This window comes from uncultured Roseibium sp. (assembly GCF_947494555.1).
In the GTDB taxonomy this organism is placed as follows: domain Bacteria; phylum Pseudomonadota; class Alphaproteobacteria; order Rhizobiales; family Stappiaceae; genus Roseibium.
The window spans coordinates 679,582-695,326 of sequence record NZ_CANLVF010000001.1; the positions used below are offsets into that span (position 1 = coordinate 679,582).

Below are 15,745 nucleotides of genomic sequence, written 5' to 3' on the forward strand. Positions count from 1 at the left end.
TGAAATCTCTTTCAGGAAAAGGGCGCAGACCTAAGCCTGCGCGCGACCTTCCTCGACCGCGTCCAGAATGAACCTCGGAAGCGCAAATGCAGCCGCGTGAACATCCGGTGTGTAGTAGCGGGTCTCAAAACCCTGCGCGTCAAAGCGTTCCTGAAGAACCGAGGCCGCCTGTTTGCGCAGATCTGGATTGTCCGATGCCCAGCCGAGGGTCATGTGACCGCCAAAATAGGTCGGAATGGCCGCGATATAAGCGGCCGCGTCCTTGAAGATGCGCGAGAACCGCGCAACGCTTGTAACCAGTTCGTCGCGCTGCAGAAACGGGACGCCATTCTGGGTCACAAGAACGCCGCCCGGTGTCAGCATCCGATGCACATTGCGGTAGAACTCTTCGGAAAAGAGGACTGCCCCAGGTCCGTGCGGATCGGTGCTGTCGACAATCACCACATCGAAGCGCCGGTCTGTTTCGGCAGCGAATTTCATTCCGTCGGCAATGACAAGTTCGAAGCGCGGGTCGTCCAGGACGCCCTTGTTGAAGTCTTCGAAATGCTCCTTGGAAAACTCCACCACGGAGGCGTCGATTTCCACCTGGACCAGATTTTCCACGGATGCGTGCTTCAGCACTTCCTCGGCAAGGCCGCAATCACCGCCGCCGACAATCAGAACGTTGCGCGCAGCGCCATGGGCTATGATCGGAACGTGCGACATCATCTCGTGATAGATGAATTCATCCGCGGTCGTGACCTGGGTCACTCCGTCCAGCATCAGGATCCTGCCGAAGACCGGATTGGAAAAGAGCACCAGATCCTGGTGCTCCGTTTTTTCCTGATAGAGGATTTCACTGCAGCTGTAGCTGACCTGAACCCCCGGATAGAGGGTTTCGTTGAAAACCAGACCGTCGCTCATTCCGCCGCTTCCAGCGTGTGCGGCTTGGAGAGCTGATTTGCAACTTCACGTCCACGCAGCAGTTCCGACACGGCAGTCTTGCCCGGATTGAAGGCGTGACGCAGCACGTCGACGCATTTTTCGGGCTTGGCATCGCCGCACATGAAGACATCGAAAGCCGCGTATCCGGCCTCCGGCCAGGTGTGAACGGAAATATGACTTTCCGCGAGCACGGCAACGCCCGACACGCCGGTTGGTTCAAACGGATGCAGGTGAATGTGCAACAGTGTTGCACCTGCCTCCTCAACGCAGGTTCTCAGAGCCTGTTCGACATGAGCCAGGTCGTCGAGCCTTTCGGCATCGTACAGATCAATTATCAAATGCGCACCAGCGCAGTGGACCCCTTCCTTCTGAATGAAGTGATCCAGGCGGTCGTCTGCGTAGACGCCAACGGCCGCGGTCGAAACGTTTTCTTCCTTCTGGGTGGTGCTTCTTGGCTCGGCAACGCAAACTGCGTCTTCTGCTACACGAGCCTCCAAGTCCATCCCCAGTTCGAAGAGGGCGTTGCTATCCATATCGCTCTCCCAAACCAGCAGATGTCCCCGGCATTATTTCCGGAGCGCACTCCTTACAGAAAAGAGTGTTTAATCTCAATGGGAAATCTGCAAAATTTTGCTGCAGAAATTGCAATGCTGATATGAAAGACGCCGGGCTGCTCAGATGGCTCAGCAATTCATTCCGCTATTTGAGAGGGTTAGCCGTGCCAGTTGATATCAGGATCCTGACAGGCCGGGGGCTTAGAGATGCGCTGGACGATCTCGCCCGGCTCAGAATTTCCGTGTTTCGCGACTGGCCTTATCTCTACGAAGGCTCGATGGACTACGAAGCCAAATACCTTCAGCGCTATGCCGACACGGACGGAGCGGTGATCGTGGGAGCCTATGACGGAAAAACGCTGGTTGGCGCTGCGACGGGGGAACCGCTCGGAGACGAATTCGAAGCGTTTCAAACACCATTGAAGGAGCGCGGCTACGATCCCGCCAAGATTTTCTACCTGGCCGAATCCGTGCTCGATCCTGCTTACCGCGGTCAAGGCGTGGGGCACCGGTTCTTCGACGAACGCGAGGCACATGCGCGCCGTCTCGGCTTGGATCAGGCGACGTTTTGCGCGGTCATACGTCCTGACGATCATCCCAAACGGCCAGCTGACTACCGCCCGCTCGATCCGTTCTGGCGCAAGCGCGGGTATGAGAAACTGGACGGGGTTATCGTCACCTTCCCCTGGCAGGATATCGGTGAGGCGGATGAAACCGAAAAACCGATGCAGGTCTGGCACCGGATGTTTTGAAGCGGAGCATCGGCGCGGCGCTAACCAGGGCCGATAATCGCAGGAAAGGAAGATTTACAACGGCGGCGCGGAGACACCTACCGGCCTCCGGCCTACCGCAGCAAAGTCTTATTGCAGCGCCCAACGGATCGTAACGTTGGCGCTGATGGTTTCTTCACCGGCTTCAATAGGGGCAGCGCCAGGTGCTGCCGACGCCAGGCTCAGGGCCCGTGTCATGCCAGGAACCGGGCCCTGCACGTTGCTTTCGGTGATCGAAAGAATGTTTCCAAGCTCGACACCGGCAGCGCTCGCAAAGGTTTCCGCTTTTTGCCGCGCTGCGGCCACGGCGGCCTTCCTTGCCTCGTCAAGCTTGTCTTCCGGGTCGCTGACTTCAAAGCGGATGCTGCCGACGGAATTCGCGCCGCTTTCAACGGCAATCGTCAGCAAACCACCCAGCTTGTCGAGGTCGCGAACGTTGACCTCGATGCCGTTGCGCACTTCGTAGCCCGCAATTTTGGGCTGGCGGCCGGAGCTCGTGGAACTTTCATATCGCGGATAGATACCAAAGCCCTGCGTCTGGATGTCCTTGGCCTCGACGCCGGCTGCCTTGACCGCGTCGATTACCATTGCGATCGACGCCGAATTTTCCGCGAGTGCGTCTGATGCCGTCTTCGCAGTCGTGGCAACATTGGTGGAGATGACGGCCATATCCGGAGCGACGGCCACGGAGCCGATGCCTTCCATAGTGATCGTGCCCATGGTCGATTGGGTATCCTGTGCAAGACCGGGTGTCGCCATCAGGAGTGCAGCTCCAAGGCAGGCAGCCAGTGACGTGTTTCGAATGAACGCGTAAAAGGCACCATGCGGCGCGGTGATGAATCGTGTCATTGAAAATTCCTTTCAACAGAATGTGACTTGACCGGGAAGATTGTCGGTCAATGAGGCGTCGATAAGGCTCGCCGGTTCAGCTTCCGTTCATTTCCGGGCCCTTCCGTTTGAAGAGCAGACAGGCTCCAAAAACACCTTAGCTCGCCTTTTCGCCGGTGCCGGATTCTTTCAGTCCGACATCGCCCGTTTCTGACAACAGAACCGCAATGGGCCTGGAGCTTTCGAAGCGGGCACAGACAATGACGATCATCACCGTCAACGGAACACAGAGAACCATGCCGACGATGCCCCAGATGGCACCCCAAAAGGCGAGGGACAGCATGATGACGAGACCGGAGAGGTTGAGGTTGGATCCCATCAGTCTCGGTTCGATCAGATTGCCGATGGCAAACTGGATGAGGCCGAGACCGGTTGCGATCGCGAAAAACGGGCCGAGCGTGTCGTAATAGACGATCGCGAGCAGGCTTGGAAAAATGACACCGATCAGGGATCCGATGGTCGGGATGTAGTTGAGCAGAAAGGCGATGAAGCCGAAAAGGGCCGCGTAGGGCAGGCCAATCAGAATGAGAACGAGGCTGGTGAGCGCTCCGGTCGCCACGGAAACCGCGGTCTTGATCGAAAAATAATGCATGATCGAGCGGTTGATTTCAGCGCGGATCGCAAAGGCGGATTGCGCGCGCTCGGGCGATGAGAACAGCCGCTCGAATTTCCGGTCGAACGTGGATTGTTCCAGCACCAGAAAGAGCACGTAAATAAAGACTAGGCTTGCGGAACCGGCCAGCGTGGTGACGAGGCTGGCGCCGGCGGTCACCATGCGCGGGACGACGCTGTCCGGCAGAAGGTCTTTCAATTCGATCGGATCATTCAAGTCGAAATGGGAGGAGAACTGATCGAAGATCTCCTCAAGGCGGCGCTGGTAGGTGGGAGCGTCCTGGGCAAGCTGGGCAAGGTTCACCGTGACGATGTCGAGCACGACCGTGCTGGCGGCAAAGATCGCCAGAAGCGCGAAGGTGAAGGCAATGAAGCCGGGCAGCCGCCAGCGGCCGATCGGAACTTTCTGGAAGGCATGCGCGAGCGAGTTGATCATGTACCAGACGATCAGCGCAATCACGAAGGGCAGCAGCAGCGAGCGCCCGACCACAAGCAGCCAGCCGATCATGCAGACGAGCAGGACGGTGAGCGTGGCGGACAGAAGTGGACTTCGCATGGTTGCTCCGGCATTCCTAACTGCAGCGAGTCGCGCTGGGTTTCAGTCCCATTTAGACCTCAAGCTCTTCGCGAACGGAACCTTTTTGATGCTCCTGTGAACAGGACATGCGTGTTCCGGCCAGTCGCTGGGCTGCCATTGCGAAGGCGAAAACCCAAAGCGCCGGCCAGATGAGGCAGTGCGGAGGGCAGCGTCAGCAGGACGACTTTCCAAGACCTTTTTAAGCTTGCCGTCGCAAACCACTTGCTCCGTGCATTTGCCATGGTATAGGGGACACAGCGCAGCGTTCAGCTTTTCGCACGAACCCTGCCGTGGGCCTGTAGCTCAACTGGTTAGAGCCGTCCGCTCATAACGGATTGGTTGGGGGTTCGAGTCCCTCCGGGCCCACCATTTTCTTTTCTTGGTTGAAAAAGCTTTTTTATCAAGGGCTTGTGAGGGTGGGGTGTCCCACGTTTGAGGCCCATTTTGAAGCGTGGGACACCTACCAGTCCATATTCGCTAAATTTTGCATCGCATCAGCGGCAAGTCGCCAGCGCTCAACATCTTTGGTGTATACTTCCGATGTCTTTGCCTGGGTATGTCCGTGGATCGACATAATTTGATATTGGCTCGCACCATCCTCGGCCAATAAATTACCCGTCGCCTTCCTGATCCCGTGGCTGGATAGGTGGTTCAACCCGGCCTCATCACACCATTTGCGGAAGCTGTTGCGCAGTCCCTCGGGTGATTTAAACGGCTGTCCGTATTCCGTCAGCAGATAGGTCCGGCCCTCGATATTCATCGCGCGGGTGACCTTTAAAAGCGGGGGCAGCATAGGGATTTTAACGAAGGCCAAGCCCTTATTGACTGGTTGTCAGCCAAGCCCGCGCACTCCGGCGCGCTCACACTCGTTCGCCCGTTCGAGCCTGATGGCATCGCTGATGCGGCAGGCAGTGAACATGAACAGCGTCAGGCACAGGTGCGCGCGTGTTCCAGGCGGGTGCGTTTCGCGGTAATTTTTCAGATCGTCAACCGTCTAGGGCGTCGCGCATCTACGCTCAATGCGGAAGTGTGGGCTCAGCGCATCTGTACCGACACTTCCCGATATAGGTTGAAGCTCTTAAGTCCGCATAGAGTTAGCTTTCTACAGGCCGCTGTTAATTATTGTCGGGTCAGTACAGCGTCCCATGCAGTAGTCTGGCCGGTATTTAAGTTCGTCGATTGTCTTCTTGGGTTTTTGTTTGAAAAGTATGTCGATACATGCATCTTTTCCCAGCGTAAAATAGTGCTCGTAGTCTGTGTCATTTGTCCAATCGACCCAATCAATACCTTCTCTTAATTCGTCTTCGGTTGGGAAATCGGTTTCAAAACGCTGCTCATCAGCCCAAATACTTATGATTTTTAGATACTCATGCGACGGGTCTCTGCGAGAGATTATGGCTTCCAGCTTGTATTTCCATTCATCCGCAAGTGGTGCCTTAATTGGAATTTCTGACCCTGGAAACAAATTCTTAGGATTTGAGTCGTCACGTTCATAAACTTCAAATCCATACTTTTTCACGCGAATAGCCACTTCAAAGCGCATATAGCCAGCCGGGGAGTTTGCGGCTAAACTCGTGCGTATATTAATGCACATAGTCGTAACGATTCTCCCGGATCCGTTACTTCGACGATAAACATAACCTTTTACTTCCTTGCCTTTTCTGTTCACAAATTTATCATTTATTTTACCATTCGGATCAATGAAGATTGGCGATTGGAAATTACCTTTACTGTCGGTTGGCATGTATTGAAGTGCAGCATTTAGCCAGATATTGTATAAGACTCCTTCAGTTCCCTTAAATTCATCATAATGTGTTTGATTGCGTAAAAGACGCTTTACCCACTGTATCTCACTTTCTCCTGGATCACGCCGATCAATCTGCCGTAATATATCCCTGACATTTTTAGGTGTTAGCTTGCCGTCTTTCTTCTCTACGATGATGTTGTCCTTAAAAATTGCCTGCATTGGGCCATAATTGTATTTATCGTCTTCTTTCCTATCCTGTGGAATTAGTTTACCACGACTTCGCTCGGCTAATTTCTTGCAATAACCTTCTGTCACTGAATTATTTGAGTCTGACTTCGCCTTATCTGAGACTGTTACTGCAATGATAAAAATGATTGTAACAAGCAAAGGCGAAAAAATTCGAGTGCAATTAGAACTGCGAAACTTTAGCTGTTGAATCATGAAAGCGACCCCCTTGTTTGAGTCCATTAGGCGATTTTACCAAACGTCGAACACCATCCAAGTTTTGTCTAACGTATCATGGGTTGTATCGTGATTGAACTATAAACATCTAAATTGTGCTTTTAGGTGCCGTAAGGTTGTTCTGATGGGGAGCTTCTAACTCTTGGGAAGCTGCAGTCGGGATCCGATGCGTTGCGTTTGCTGCGATGAATATTTGAAGCAGAATCGCAAACGACATTTCAATACAGATCTTGAGCAATAAAAGCCCGCCTGTAGTCGGAGTCCCTTACACATTCTGTGACGACAGCTCAGAAAAAAAACAACTTTCAGACTTGTGTGAAGTCAAGGTCGATTCGAAGCTTTTGGGCGCCTGGCTATGAGCTTGTAGCCCGGCAATAAGTTTTATCTGTTCAACAAGAAACTCTGCGTAGGGCAGAATTTGCGTTGCACCGGTACCTCTGTATGTCGCTATGCCCTGTGCGAGTTCGACGAGACCAGCTGAGATATCTCCTTCAACGGCAATGGCCCAGCCTCTCACGATACGACCCCAACCGGTCCAATAGGGGTAGTCTTGCTCCTCGGACATGCTGATGACGCTGTCTGCATGCGTCATGGCCAGCGCTGCATCCTGCTTGAATTGGGCAAGGCACGCCGCAAACCCCTCGGCGTAGATCAGGCTAAAGGGGTGATCGAGCTTCTTTCCGAGTGCAATGGCGCGGTCCCGATAGGCCTCGGCTGTCTCAAGGTTCCCCAGGAGCCAGTGCGCCCATGAGAGACCGGACATGCCAACAACGCCGGGATCCGTGCCGTAAGTGAATTTCAGGTCTGCGTGGCGCACACGGTCGTAGAGGTCGTTCGCCCGGGTGAGATACTCAACCGCGCGTTCAAACTCCGCCTCATGGACGGAGCACATGCCGTTGGACCGGTACGCCTCGATGAGAAGGTCCTCGCTCCGGTCGTCCTCCGCCATCGCAATAAGCTGTTCGACAATACTGCGGGTTTTTCGCAGCTCACCCTTGAGGAAATGCACGTTGGCCTGGCCGCGGAGCGCCACGAAAAGCTTGCGGTTGTCCGAGGAGTGGCGGCTCAGAGTGAGCGCAACGTCGTAGTTCTCTTCCACCTCCGGTGCCGACCATCCCTCTTTCATGAGAAGCGACGCGCCGAGCCCAATGCGAAGGTCAAGCTCGGCACCATCGCGTGTTTGTGTTTGCGGTGTCATTCCCAGTGACCGGAGACCGCCCTTGTACTGCTCCACCGCTTCAATGTGAGCCGAATGCGAGGCGAACCTCTGTCCTGCGTCCAGATAGCAGGCCGCTGCCTCTTCGTGACGCTCGGATCGCGACAGGTGCAGCGCAGTAATCTCCGGCTGGCGTTTGGCAACTTCGGAGAAGTCCATCATCAGGACGTCGGCGACTCTGCTGTGGACCTTACGGCGCACACTGTGGAGCAGGGTTTCGTACGCGACTTCCTGGATCAGTGCATGTTTGAATCCGTAGACGGCTTTGGCGCCGCTGCCTTGGCGCACCACAAGCCCCGACGCTTCAACGCGCTGCAGGCTTTCGTCAAGATCGGCATCGGCGTTGACAGCCTCGATGAACTGCCGGTCGAAGGATCGACCGAGGACGGACAAAATCTGCGCGAGTTCCTTGTCCTGGCCGAGCGAATCGAGCCGCGCAACGAACAGGGCTTGCACCGAGTCAGGCAGCTCCTGTTTGTCCGGCGACTGGATCATCGCCTTGGTCAATTCTTCCACGTATAGGGGAACACCGCCGGCCCGCTCCACGATCGCCCGGACGAGCACGCGGCCCAGGCCGTCGCCACCGTTCGCTGCGGCGATCTCCAAAGCCTGATCCCGGGTAACGCGATTAAGCGTGAGTTCTGTTCGCGGGGTGTGGGCAGACCCTGGAAACTGCCAGCCTGGGCGCTTCGCGACGAGCAGCATGATCGGCAAATTTTCCAGCCGCGACGCCAGCTCTCGCAAGACGTCTTCTGTGCTCGGGTCGATCCAGTGCGCATCCTCCACAACGATGAGGAGCGGACCCGCTGCAGCCGCTCTTTGGACCAGGCTGATTATGGCATCGACGATCTGATCATAGGCGTCATCTGCGCTGGTGAAGGACAGGCTGACGCTCGGATCAACCCGCAAGACGAGCTGGGAAATCAGATCGATATCTTTTGGGGTCGCGGCGAATTTCTCGCTCGTTGACGCCTCAAGTTTTCGGCGTTGCTCGACGTCATCGTCCCCGGTAGTAATTCGGGCCAAATCCCGGAAGAACTGTGCGATCGGGTAAAATGCGCTGCCGACCTGATAGTCGATGCACTGAAGTCGGACGAGCGTATGCGCCTCGCCCGCAAGGTGTGACTGAAGCATTCTCACAAGCCGGGACTTGCCGATGCCCGCTTCACCAGTCAGCAACATCAGTTGACCTTCGCCGGACCTCACGGTCTCCCACCGGTCCAGGAGCATCCCGTACTCATGCTCACGTCCGACAAAAGGGGTCAGTGCATCGGGGGATGCTTCGATCGTTTCTTCAGTGCGTTCAACTCCGGTGACCCTCCAGACGGGAAGGGGTTCCGGGAACCCCTTTGCGCTCATGCTGCCGAGCGACTCCGTTGCGATAGTGGAGGCACACGCAACCTGAGTTGCCCGGTCGATCACGATCTGTCCGGGCGATGCAATGCTCTGCAATCGCTGGGCACGGTTCGGTGTGTCTCCAGACACGTCCGCGCCGCGATGACCATGGTCCCCCACGACGACCAGACCGGTCGCGATGCCGACCCGGACATCGAGCTGCAGGCCGCTATCAAACTGCAGTTCACGCACGGCCGCAACGCTGTCAAGAGCGGCCCGCGCCGCGCGTTCCGCCTGATCCTCGAACGCTTCAGGCCAGCCAAAGAAAGCCAGAATGCCATCGCCCAGGTACCGAGCGACATAGCCGTCGTAGCGCAAGATTGCTGTGCGAACGCGTTCAAGAAAACTTTGCGTCACATCACGCAGCTCTTCGGGGTCAAGGCGGACCGCAAGTGGCGTGGAATCCACCATGTCGAAGAATGCAATTGCTATGCGCCGTCGCTCTGCCGATCCATGCTGAGGTTTGATGTCAGTCGCAGTCTCCACAGTGAAGTTGCTGCCCGCCTCCTGGTAACCAGTTGAAGCTGTAAAACTCCCGACACCTTGAGCGATTTTTGATAGTATCAGGCGGCGTGGTCCGAGTGGAAGTCCAATCTCTTTAAGGTCTTCTTCGCTTAGATGAAGCAGTACTTCAAAATCAATCTCCTGCTCGCGAAACAGTGGGGCGTATCGCTCGAGTCCAATACTTTTAAGCCATTCAGAGATATCAAAAAATATCATATTTAACGCCTGGAATGACAGCTATGCCGCTAGGTAACAAAGCCACGACCTACAGTTTTCACAAGTCTGTGGGCAATTGCAATAGCACGTGCCACTTGAGCGTTTATGGACAGAATTTGACACTCTGGATGGCTACTTCCTACCGGGCTCCTAACTTAGCTCTACCCAAAGGCGGAAACCTACCTGGATTGAGTGAGTTCACGCGTGGGCCATTCTGGAGACACAACGCAGTACCATTCCCTTACGCAGCTGTTGTGCAGTACTTTTTAGTTGGCTTTCGAAGCGACCTCGAGAGCCTGAAAATGTCCAGGGATTTTTCCTGACAACAGCCAAAATTCAAGACTGTTCCTTGCCCCCAGTGTTTGTGTTGTTGTTCATGTTTTCATACTTGCATTCGCATTCCAACAAGCCCCGGCGAGAGGATGTACGATGGAATTCAAGTCGGTGTTCGCGATGATTGGCCTTGTTGCCTAGGCGGCGCAAATCCACCGCAATAACCGAGGCTCCTGATCTTGGTGTTTCGGCTTGGCTGAAATCTGGTATTCGATCATGCAAAGGATGAATAACTGGGGACCTGGAGAATTGGTGCGGCAGGACCGGACAAACCTGACCGGACAAATGCACTCTCAGTTTTTCTCGAGTTTTTCACGTGCCTGACCAGTTCTATTTTCAATGTGGCATTTAAGTGGAATATCGTGTTCCACGTCTTGCCGTTGTGCCCAGTGGTTTCACGGTGCTAATGCGCTAGCCGGTGTCTCTCCGAGCCCACCACTTACATCTCCCTTCCCACAAACCCAAGCTCTCACCCGCAAGGCTTCCAGACCTCACTTCTTCCGCTGGACGGCGATCATGATGAGGGCGAGGGCGCTGGAGCCGACCATGAGGAGGAGGGAGACGGCGTTGAGAAGGGGGGTCGAGCCTTCTTTCAGGCGGTCGAACATGGCGATGGTCAGCGGCGCGTCGGAGCCGACCAGCATGAAGGTGGTGTTGAAGTTCTCAAAACTCATCAAAAACGCCACGATGAACGCGCCGATCATGGCCGGAAAGAGATAGGGCAGGGTGATCGTGCGGATCGCCGTGAGGGCGTCTGCACCGAGGTTCATCGCGGCTTCTTCAAGCGTCTTGTCGAAGGTCTTGAGCCGGGCCGATATGACGAGGGTCGCCATGGTCGCGATGAAGGAAAATTGTCCAAGCACGACGAGCAGGACACCTGGCCTCAAGGCTTCGATATCCCACTTGAAACCATCCCACATGGCGTTGGCGATGGAAGAGGAAAACACCAGGATGGACACCCCGAGCAGGATGCCGGGAATGACCAGCGGCAGAAGCATCAGGAAATAGAGGAATTCCTTGCCCTTGAACCTGTAGCGGTTGAAGAGGAACGCATTGGTGGTTCCAACGATAACAGCCAGGGTCGAGACACAGACACCGATGAAGATCGACGTGCCGATTGCCCTGAGGATCGGGCGTTCGTGGAAGACGCCGATCATCGGGTGCGCATCGCCGAAGAACCAGTTCCAGGTAAAGCCTTTCCAGGGCAGGGAGGGGAACTGGCTGTCGTTGAAGGCAAAGACCGCGTTGACGGCCAACGGCAACGCCAAATAGACGAAGAACAACGTGACATAGACCTTGAAGGCTATGTCCATCGTCCGGTTCTGCGGGATCGTTGGTATCATGGCGCGCCCCTATCCCATCGTCTTTTCAAGTGACTGGCCGGTGAGCTTCAGGGCCACCCATACAATGGCCGTCGACAGGAACAGCAGCATGAAGCCGAACGCAGCGCCCAGTTCCCAGTTAAAGCGCACGATGAACTGGGAATAGATCAGCTCGGTGAACCACAGACTGTCTTTTCCGCCGAGCATGATCGGGGTCAGGTAATTGCCGAGCGACAGCATGAAGACGACGATGCAGCCGGACACGATCCCGGGCATCGCATGCGGAACGATGATTTCTCGGAAGACCGAAGCGCTGGAGCCGCCGAGATCGTATCCCGCTTCAATCAGGCTGTCGTCCAGGGTACTGAGCGTGGTTACCAGAGGAACCACCATGAACAGCATGGACGTATAGACGAGGCCGATCATGATGGCGGCATCATTATAGAGAAGTTCCACGGGCCCGTTGACCAGGCCGAGCCATTGAAGGAGCGACGAAATGATGCCGGTTTCGCGCAGCAGGATCATCCAGCCGAAGGTGCGCACCAGTTCGGAGACCCAGAACGGCACGAGACACAGAACAAACAGGATCGGCTGCAGTTTTCCGCGCGCCATCTTTGCAATGAAATAAGCAACCGGGAAGCCGACAATCAGCGTGATGAAGGTTGCCAGGATCGACATGACTGCCGTGCGGGCAAAAGTCACCAGATAAAGCGGTTCGTTCAGGAAGGTCAGGAAATTGGCGAAACTGAAGGCATATTGACCGACGCCCACCCGTTCGCGGAGCGAAACCAGAGCCAGGTCGATATGGGGAATGATGACGAGCAGGAGAAGCCACAGGAGCACCGGCGCGAGCAGAAGATAAAAGCCGAGGGACCGTCCCGAGGTCATTCCTTCCCTCCGGTTTCGAAGATGTTGCCTTGCTTGTCCGACCAGCCGAAATTGACAGTCTGGCCGGGCCGGATCCCGTCAAAGCGACCGGATTGCGGCAGACCGACTTCGATTGTTTCACTGCTTTCCTCGGCCTTGATCCGTATCCGGCTTGCCGCGCCATTGAAAAGCATCTGTTCCACCTTGCCGGAGAGGGCATTGTCGAGTTCGGCAACGTCGTCTGCCGTCCTGGACAGGTGGATGGCTTCCGGGCGCACATAGGCTTCCGCAGACCGGCCTTCGGGAATATCACGGAGCAGCGATACGCCTTTGATGTGGGTGCCGTGTTCCGTGCGCAGTTCAACGTCGTGGCCGCTGGATCGGACAACCTCGCCCTTGAAAATGTTGGCATCTCCAACAAACCCGGCAACGAAGGCCGTTTCAGGCCGGTGGTAAAGCTCTTCAGGTCCGGCCATCTGTTCAAACCGGCCCGCATTCATCACCGCAATCGTGTCCGACATGACGAGCGCTTCGCTCTGGTCGTGGGTGATGTAGACGAAGGTGGTGTCAAAAGCGTGCTGAAGGCTCTTGAGCTCAATCTTCATCTGCTCGCGCAGTTTGAGATCAAGGGCACCGAGTGGTTCATCGAGCAGCAACACGTCCGGCTCCAGCACCATGCACCGGGCAATGGCGACACGCTGTTTCTGGCCGCCGGAGAGTTCATTGACCTGACGCTTGCCGATGCCAGGGAGCCCGATCCGCTCCAGGGCTTCCTCGACCTTCTTTTCGATTTCGGCTTTTCCAAGGCCCTTGCGGCGCAGGCCGTAGCCGATGTTGTCGGCAATGTTCATCATCGGAAACAAGGCGAGGTGCTGGAACACCATGTTCACCGGGCGCTTGTTCGGCGGCACGTCCAGAACCGACCGGCCCTTGATCAGAATGTCTCCGGATGTCGGCTCAAGAAAGCCCGCGATCATGCGCATGATCGTTGTCTTGCCGCAGCCGGACGGTCCGAGGATCGAGAAGAACGAGCCCGCCGGGACTTCAAAGCTGACGTTGTCCACCGCCAACGCGTCACCGAAGCGTCTTGTCAGATCAATGCAGCTGAGATCCGGGGTCGCCATTCCAATTCCTTCCGGGAGAAAACCTCCCGCCGGGTGGCGGGAGGCTCAGGGGTGTTGCTATCAGTTTGCCGCTTTCACGCGGTCAAGGACGCCACCTTCGATCACTTCAAGACCGGCAGGAACCGGCGGGTACCACTTGATGTTGTCGACATCGGCTGCCGGATAGCTCTTCTGGTATTTTGCCTTGAGCTCTTCAGAAACGCCGGCATCGCCGCCCTTGGACGCTGTGAAGTTGCCGGCCACATTGGTGATCTTGGCTGCAATGTCTGGCCGCATCACGAAGTTGATCCAGGCGTAGGCGGCGTCATCGGCCTTGCCCTTAGCCGGAAGGACGAATGTATCGATCCAGCCGAGTGAACCCGACGAGGGCGCGACAAAGGTCACGTTCGGCATTTCGCCGTTCAGTTTCCAGCCACCGGTATCCCAGGCCATGGAAGCAACGACTTCGCCGGACCTGATCAGGTTCATCAGTTCATCGCCGCCACCCCAATAGGCCTTGACGTTGCCCTTGCACTCAACGAGCTTGGCCTCGACCTTGTCCATGATCTCCTTGTAAGCGGCTTCGTCGCCATAAGCGGCGAACGGGTCCAGCCCCATGGAGTAGGCAAAGCCGATCAGCGTCGGGCGTTTCAGGCGGTAGGAAACCTTGCCCTTTACATCGTCGTTGCAAAGATCGGTGTAGTCCTTGACCGAAGCAGCAGCTTCGGTGTCGAGAACAAGACCGGAGGTGCCCCAGACGTGCGGTACGCCGTAGACTTCACCGTCAACGGTGGTGTTGCCTTTCGTGGCTTCCAGCATGGAGGCGATGAACAGGCTGTCGTCGATCTTGGAAAGGTCGATCGGCTTGTAGATGCCGAATTCAGCCTGCGGGCCGGAAATACGATCCTGGCTCGGTTGAGCGAGGTCGAAGCCACCGCCGCCGGTCGCGCGCAGTTTGGCGATCATTTCCTCGTTGTTCGATTTGGTCACCTCGACCGTGTGGCCGGTTTCCTTTTCAAACAATTCGATGACTTCTTCCGGAGCGTATCCGCCCCAGGTCAGCAGGCGGAGTGTTTCCGCACTTGCGATTTGCGTGGCGGCCAGTGAAAGAACCGCAGCGGCGGTGGTAGTCTTGAGCATTGACAGGGAAATCATGACAACTCCTTGTTTAACCAAATTGTCCAGGTCCAATTTCGGTCGATTTTCACTCGGTCGATATGTGTTGGCTAACCGAGCCTTTCCCTTGGGAATTCGACCGGTCGTTTACTGACAGGTTGCCCTGTTCCTCCGCGGTCATTATGTCGTCCCAAAGAGCCTTTGCACGGGTGGGGTAGTCGGTAATGACACCATCAACACCCATATCTTTCATGCGTTTCATGTCCTCAACCGAATTGACGGTCCAGACATTGACCACAAGACCAAGCCTGTGTGCGAGATCCAGATCGTCCTGTGTCAATTCGGAGAAGTAAGGCGACCAGACAGTGCCGCCCGCTTCTTTCACCAAATCAGGCAGTCGCTTGCTGCTTGACCACTCAAGCCCATCCATCCAGGGCGAGTTGTCATAGATATTCGCATCATCCTCGGGATCTTCCAAATTCTGGTAGGTGAGGTATCCCAGCGGGATCTCCGGGGCGGCCTGGCGGAAGGCGTGAAGCACCCGCCAGTCAAAAGACGAGACAATAATGCGCTCGGCCAAATGGGACTTTTCAACCAACGGCAAGATGGAGCCGAGCAATTCCTCCGGACTGTCGCCGAGGTCAGTCCGGTTCGCGAAGGATTTGACTTCCAGATTGAGAACCATTCGCGGACTGGCCTTCGCCCACTCAAAAAGCTCTTCAAGTGTCGGTATCTCGATGTTGGAGAGCGCGCTCTGTTCGGGGAATGTGGATCTCGCCTTGCTGCCTGGCTGCAGGGATCCGATGTCATAGGATTTCAGATCCAGAACGCTGGTTTCACAAATCTTCGGTCCGTCGGTATCGAGCCAGATGCCGGAGCGGTTGCGCACCTTGCCGACCTGCAGGGTTGCGTCGTGCCAGATAACCGGTTGATGATCCCGTGCATTTTGCACATCGAACTCAACAGCGGTAACGCCGATGTCGTCAAGCAGCCGAAATCCGTCCATGCTGTTTTCCGGGATCTCGCCACGCGCTCCCCGATGGCCGTAAATCAGCGGCAACTTACCGGTTCGCCTTATGTGTCGTTCCAAACCAAATGACATTGAACACTCGTTCTGAACGGGTCGCCAACTCCGACAC

General features: G+C 55.8%; 13 protein-coding genes and 1 tRNA gene. 2 read left to right on the forward strand and 12 right to left on the reverse strand.

Annotated features, from left to right (window positions below; all coding sequences use genetic code 11):
* Positions 1-30: 30 nt before the first annotated feature.
* The gene (gene speE, locus Q0915_RS03035) at positions 31-903 is read right to left on the reverse strand and encodes a polyamine aminopropyltransferase (protein ID WP_299473119.1); all 873 of its coding nucleotides are present in this window, start codon (positions 901-903) and stop codon (positions 31-33) included.
* Positions 900-1,457 carry an adenosylmethionine decarboxylase gene (gene speD, locus Q0915_RS03040; protein WP_299473120.1) on the reverse strand — a complete coding sequence of 186 codons (558 nt, stop codon included), beginning with the start codon at positions 1,455-1,457 and terminating at the stop codon, positions 900-902. The genes speE and speD overlap by 4 nt, the downstream gene beginning before the upstream one ends.
* A gap of 185 nt (positions 1,458-1,642) precedes the next feature.
* Here speD and Q0915_RS03045 point away from each other — a divergent pair, with 185 nt between their 5' ends.
* Positions 1,643-2,230 (forward strand): GNAT family N-acetyltransferase, encoded by a 588-nt coding sequence (locus Q0915_RS03045; RefSeq protein WP_299473122.1) that lies wholly within the window; start codon positions 1,643-1,645, stop codon positions 2,228-2,230.
* Positions 2,231-2,338: 108 nt separating this feature from the next.
* Here Q0915_RS03045 and Q0915_RS03050 read toward each other — a convergent pair whose 3' ends face one another.
* On the reverse strand, positions 2,339-3,097 hold the full coding sequence (locus Q0915_RS03050; protein ID WP_299473124.1) for an SIMPL domain-containing protein: 759 nt from the start codon (positions 3,095-3,097) through the stop codon (positions 2,339-2,341).
* Positions 3,098-3,233: 136 nt separating this feature from the next.
* Positions 3,234-4,304: an AI-2E family transporter gene (locus Q0915_RS03055; protein WP_299473126.1), complete on the reverse strand. Its 1,071-nt coding sequence runs from the start codon at positions 4,302-4,304 to the stop codon at positions 3,234-3,236.
* A gap of 313 nt (positions 4,305-4,617) precedes the next feature.
* Between Q0915_RS03055 and Q0915_RS03060 the strand changes: the two genes are divergently transcribed.
* Positions 4,618-4,694 (forward strand) — tRNA-Ile (locus Q0915_RS03060).
* A gap of 91 nt (positions 4,695-4,785) precedes the next feature.
* Here the strand turns inward: Q0915_RS03060 and Q0915_RS03065 are convergent.
* The 8 genes from Q0915_RS03065 to Q0915_RS03100 all read right to left on the reverse strand — a co-directional run bounded on the left by Q0915_RS03065 (position 4,786) and on the right by Q0915_RS03100 (position 15,708).
* The gene (locus Q0915_RS03065) at positions 4,786-5,085 is read right to left on the reverse strand and encodes a tyrosine-type recombinase/integrase (protein ID WP_299473128.1); all 300 of its coding nucleotides are present in this window, start codon (positions 5,083-5,085) and stop codon (positions 4,786-4,788) included.
* Positions 5,086-5,427: 342 nt separating this feature from the next.
* Positions 5,428-6,513 carry a hypothetical protein gene (locus tag Q0915_RS03070; RefSeq protein ID WP_299473130.1) on the reverse strand — a complete coding sequence of 362 codons (1,086 nt, stop codon included), beginning with the start codon at positions 6,511-6,513 and terminating at the stop codon, positions 5,428-5,430.
* 286 nt (positions 6,514-6,799) lie between these two features.
* Positions 6,800-9,865: an AAA family ATPase gene (locus Q0915_RS03075; protein ID WP_299473132.1), complete on the reverse strand. Its 3,066-nt coding sequence runs from the start codon at positions 9,863-9,865 to the stop codon at positions 6,800-6,802.
* An 824-nt stretch (positions 9,866-10,689) separates the two neighbouring features.
* A complete protein-coding gene (locus Q0915_RS03080) occupies positions 10,690-11,541 on the reverse strand; it encodes an ABC transporter permease (protein ID WP_299473134.1) in 852 nt (283 codons plus the stop codon).
* A 9-nt stretch (positions 11,542-11,550) separates the two neighbouring features.
* A complete protein-coding gene (locus Q0915_RS03085; RefSeq protein WP_299473136.1) occupies positions 11,551-12,408 on the reverse strand; it encodes an ABC transporter permease in 858 nt (285 codons plus the stop codon).
* The gene (locus Q0915_RS03090; protein WP_299473138.1) at positions 12,405-13,511 is read right to left on the reverse strand and encodes an ABC transporter ATP-binding protein; all 1,107 of its coding nucleotides are present in this window, start codon (positions 13,509-13,511) and stop codon (positions 12,405-12,407) included. The genes Q0915_RS03085 and Q0915_RS03090 overlap by 4 nt, the downstream gene beginning before the upstream one ends.
* Before the next feature lie 60 nt (positions 13,512-13,571).
* Entirely contained in the window at positions 13,572-14,645 is a 1,074-nt protein-coding gene (locus Q0915_RS03095) for an extracellular solute-binding protein (RefSeq protein WP_299473140.1), read from the reverse strand.
* Positions 14,646-14,694: 49 nt separating this feature from the next.
* Positions 14,695-15,708 (reverse strand): glycerophosphodiester phosphodiesterase family protein, encoded by a 1,014-nt coding sequence (locus Q0915_RS03100; protein ID WP_299473142.1) that lies wholly within the window; start codon positions 15,706-15,708, stop codon positions 14,695-14,697.
* Between the last annotated feature and the right edge of the window lie 37 nt (positions 15,709-15,745).

Excerpts from the sequence above, each read along its gene's own strand:
- Q0915_RS03085 (WP_299473136.1), bottom strand. The coding sequence starts at position 12,408 with ATGACCTCGGGACGGTCCCTCGGCTTTTATCTTCTGCTCGCGCCGGTG.
- Q0915_RS03070 (WP_299473130.1), bottom strand. The coding sequence starts at position 6,513 with ATGATTCAACAGCTAAAGTTTCGCAGTTCTAATTGCACTCGAATTTTT.
- Q0915_RS03055 (WP_299473126.1), bottom strand. The coding sequence starts at position 4,304 with ATGCGAAGTCCACTTCTGTCCGCCACGCTCACCGTCCTGCTCGTCTGC.
- Q0915_RS03050 (WP_299473124.1), bottom strand. The coding sequence starts at position 3,097 with ATGACACGATTCATCACCGCGCCGCATGGTGCCTTTTACGCGTTCATT.
- Q0915_RS03080 (WP_299473134.1), bottom strand. The coding sequence starts at position 11,541 with ATGATACCAACGATCCCGCAGAACCGGACGATGGACATAGCCTTCAAG.
- Q0915_RS03075 (WP_299473132.1), bottom strand. The coding sequence starts at position 9,865 with ATGATATTTTTTGATATCTCTGAATGGCTTAAAAGTATTGGACTCGAG.
- Q0915_RS03095 (WP_299473140.1), bottom strand. The coding sequence starts at position 14,645 with ATGATTTCCCTGTCAATGCTCAAGACTACCACCGCCGCTGCGGTTCTT.
- Q0915_RS03100 (WP_299473142.1), bottom strand. The coding sequence starts at position 15,708 with ATGTCATTTGGTTTGGAACGACACATAAGGCGAACCGGTAAGTTGCCG.
- Q0915_RS03090 (WP_299473138.1), bottom strand. The coding sequence starts at position 13,511 with ATGGCGACCCCGGATCTCAGCTGCATTGATCTGACAAGACGCTTCGGT.
- speE (WP_299473119.1), bottom strand. The coding sequence starts at position 903 with ATGAGCGACGGTCTGGTTTTCAACGAAACCCTCTATCCGGGGGTTCAG.
- speD (WP_299473120.1), bottom strand. The coding sequence starts at position 1,457 with ATGGATAGCAACGCCCTCTTCGAACTGGGGATGGACTTGGAGGCTCGT.
- Q0915_RS03065 (WP_299473128.1), bottom strand. The coding sequence starts at position 5,085 with ATGAATATCGAGGGCCGGACCTATCTGCTGACGGAATACGGACAGCCG.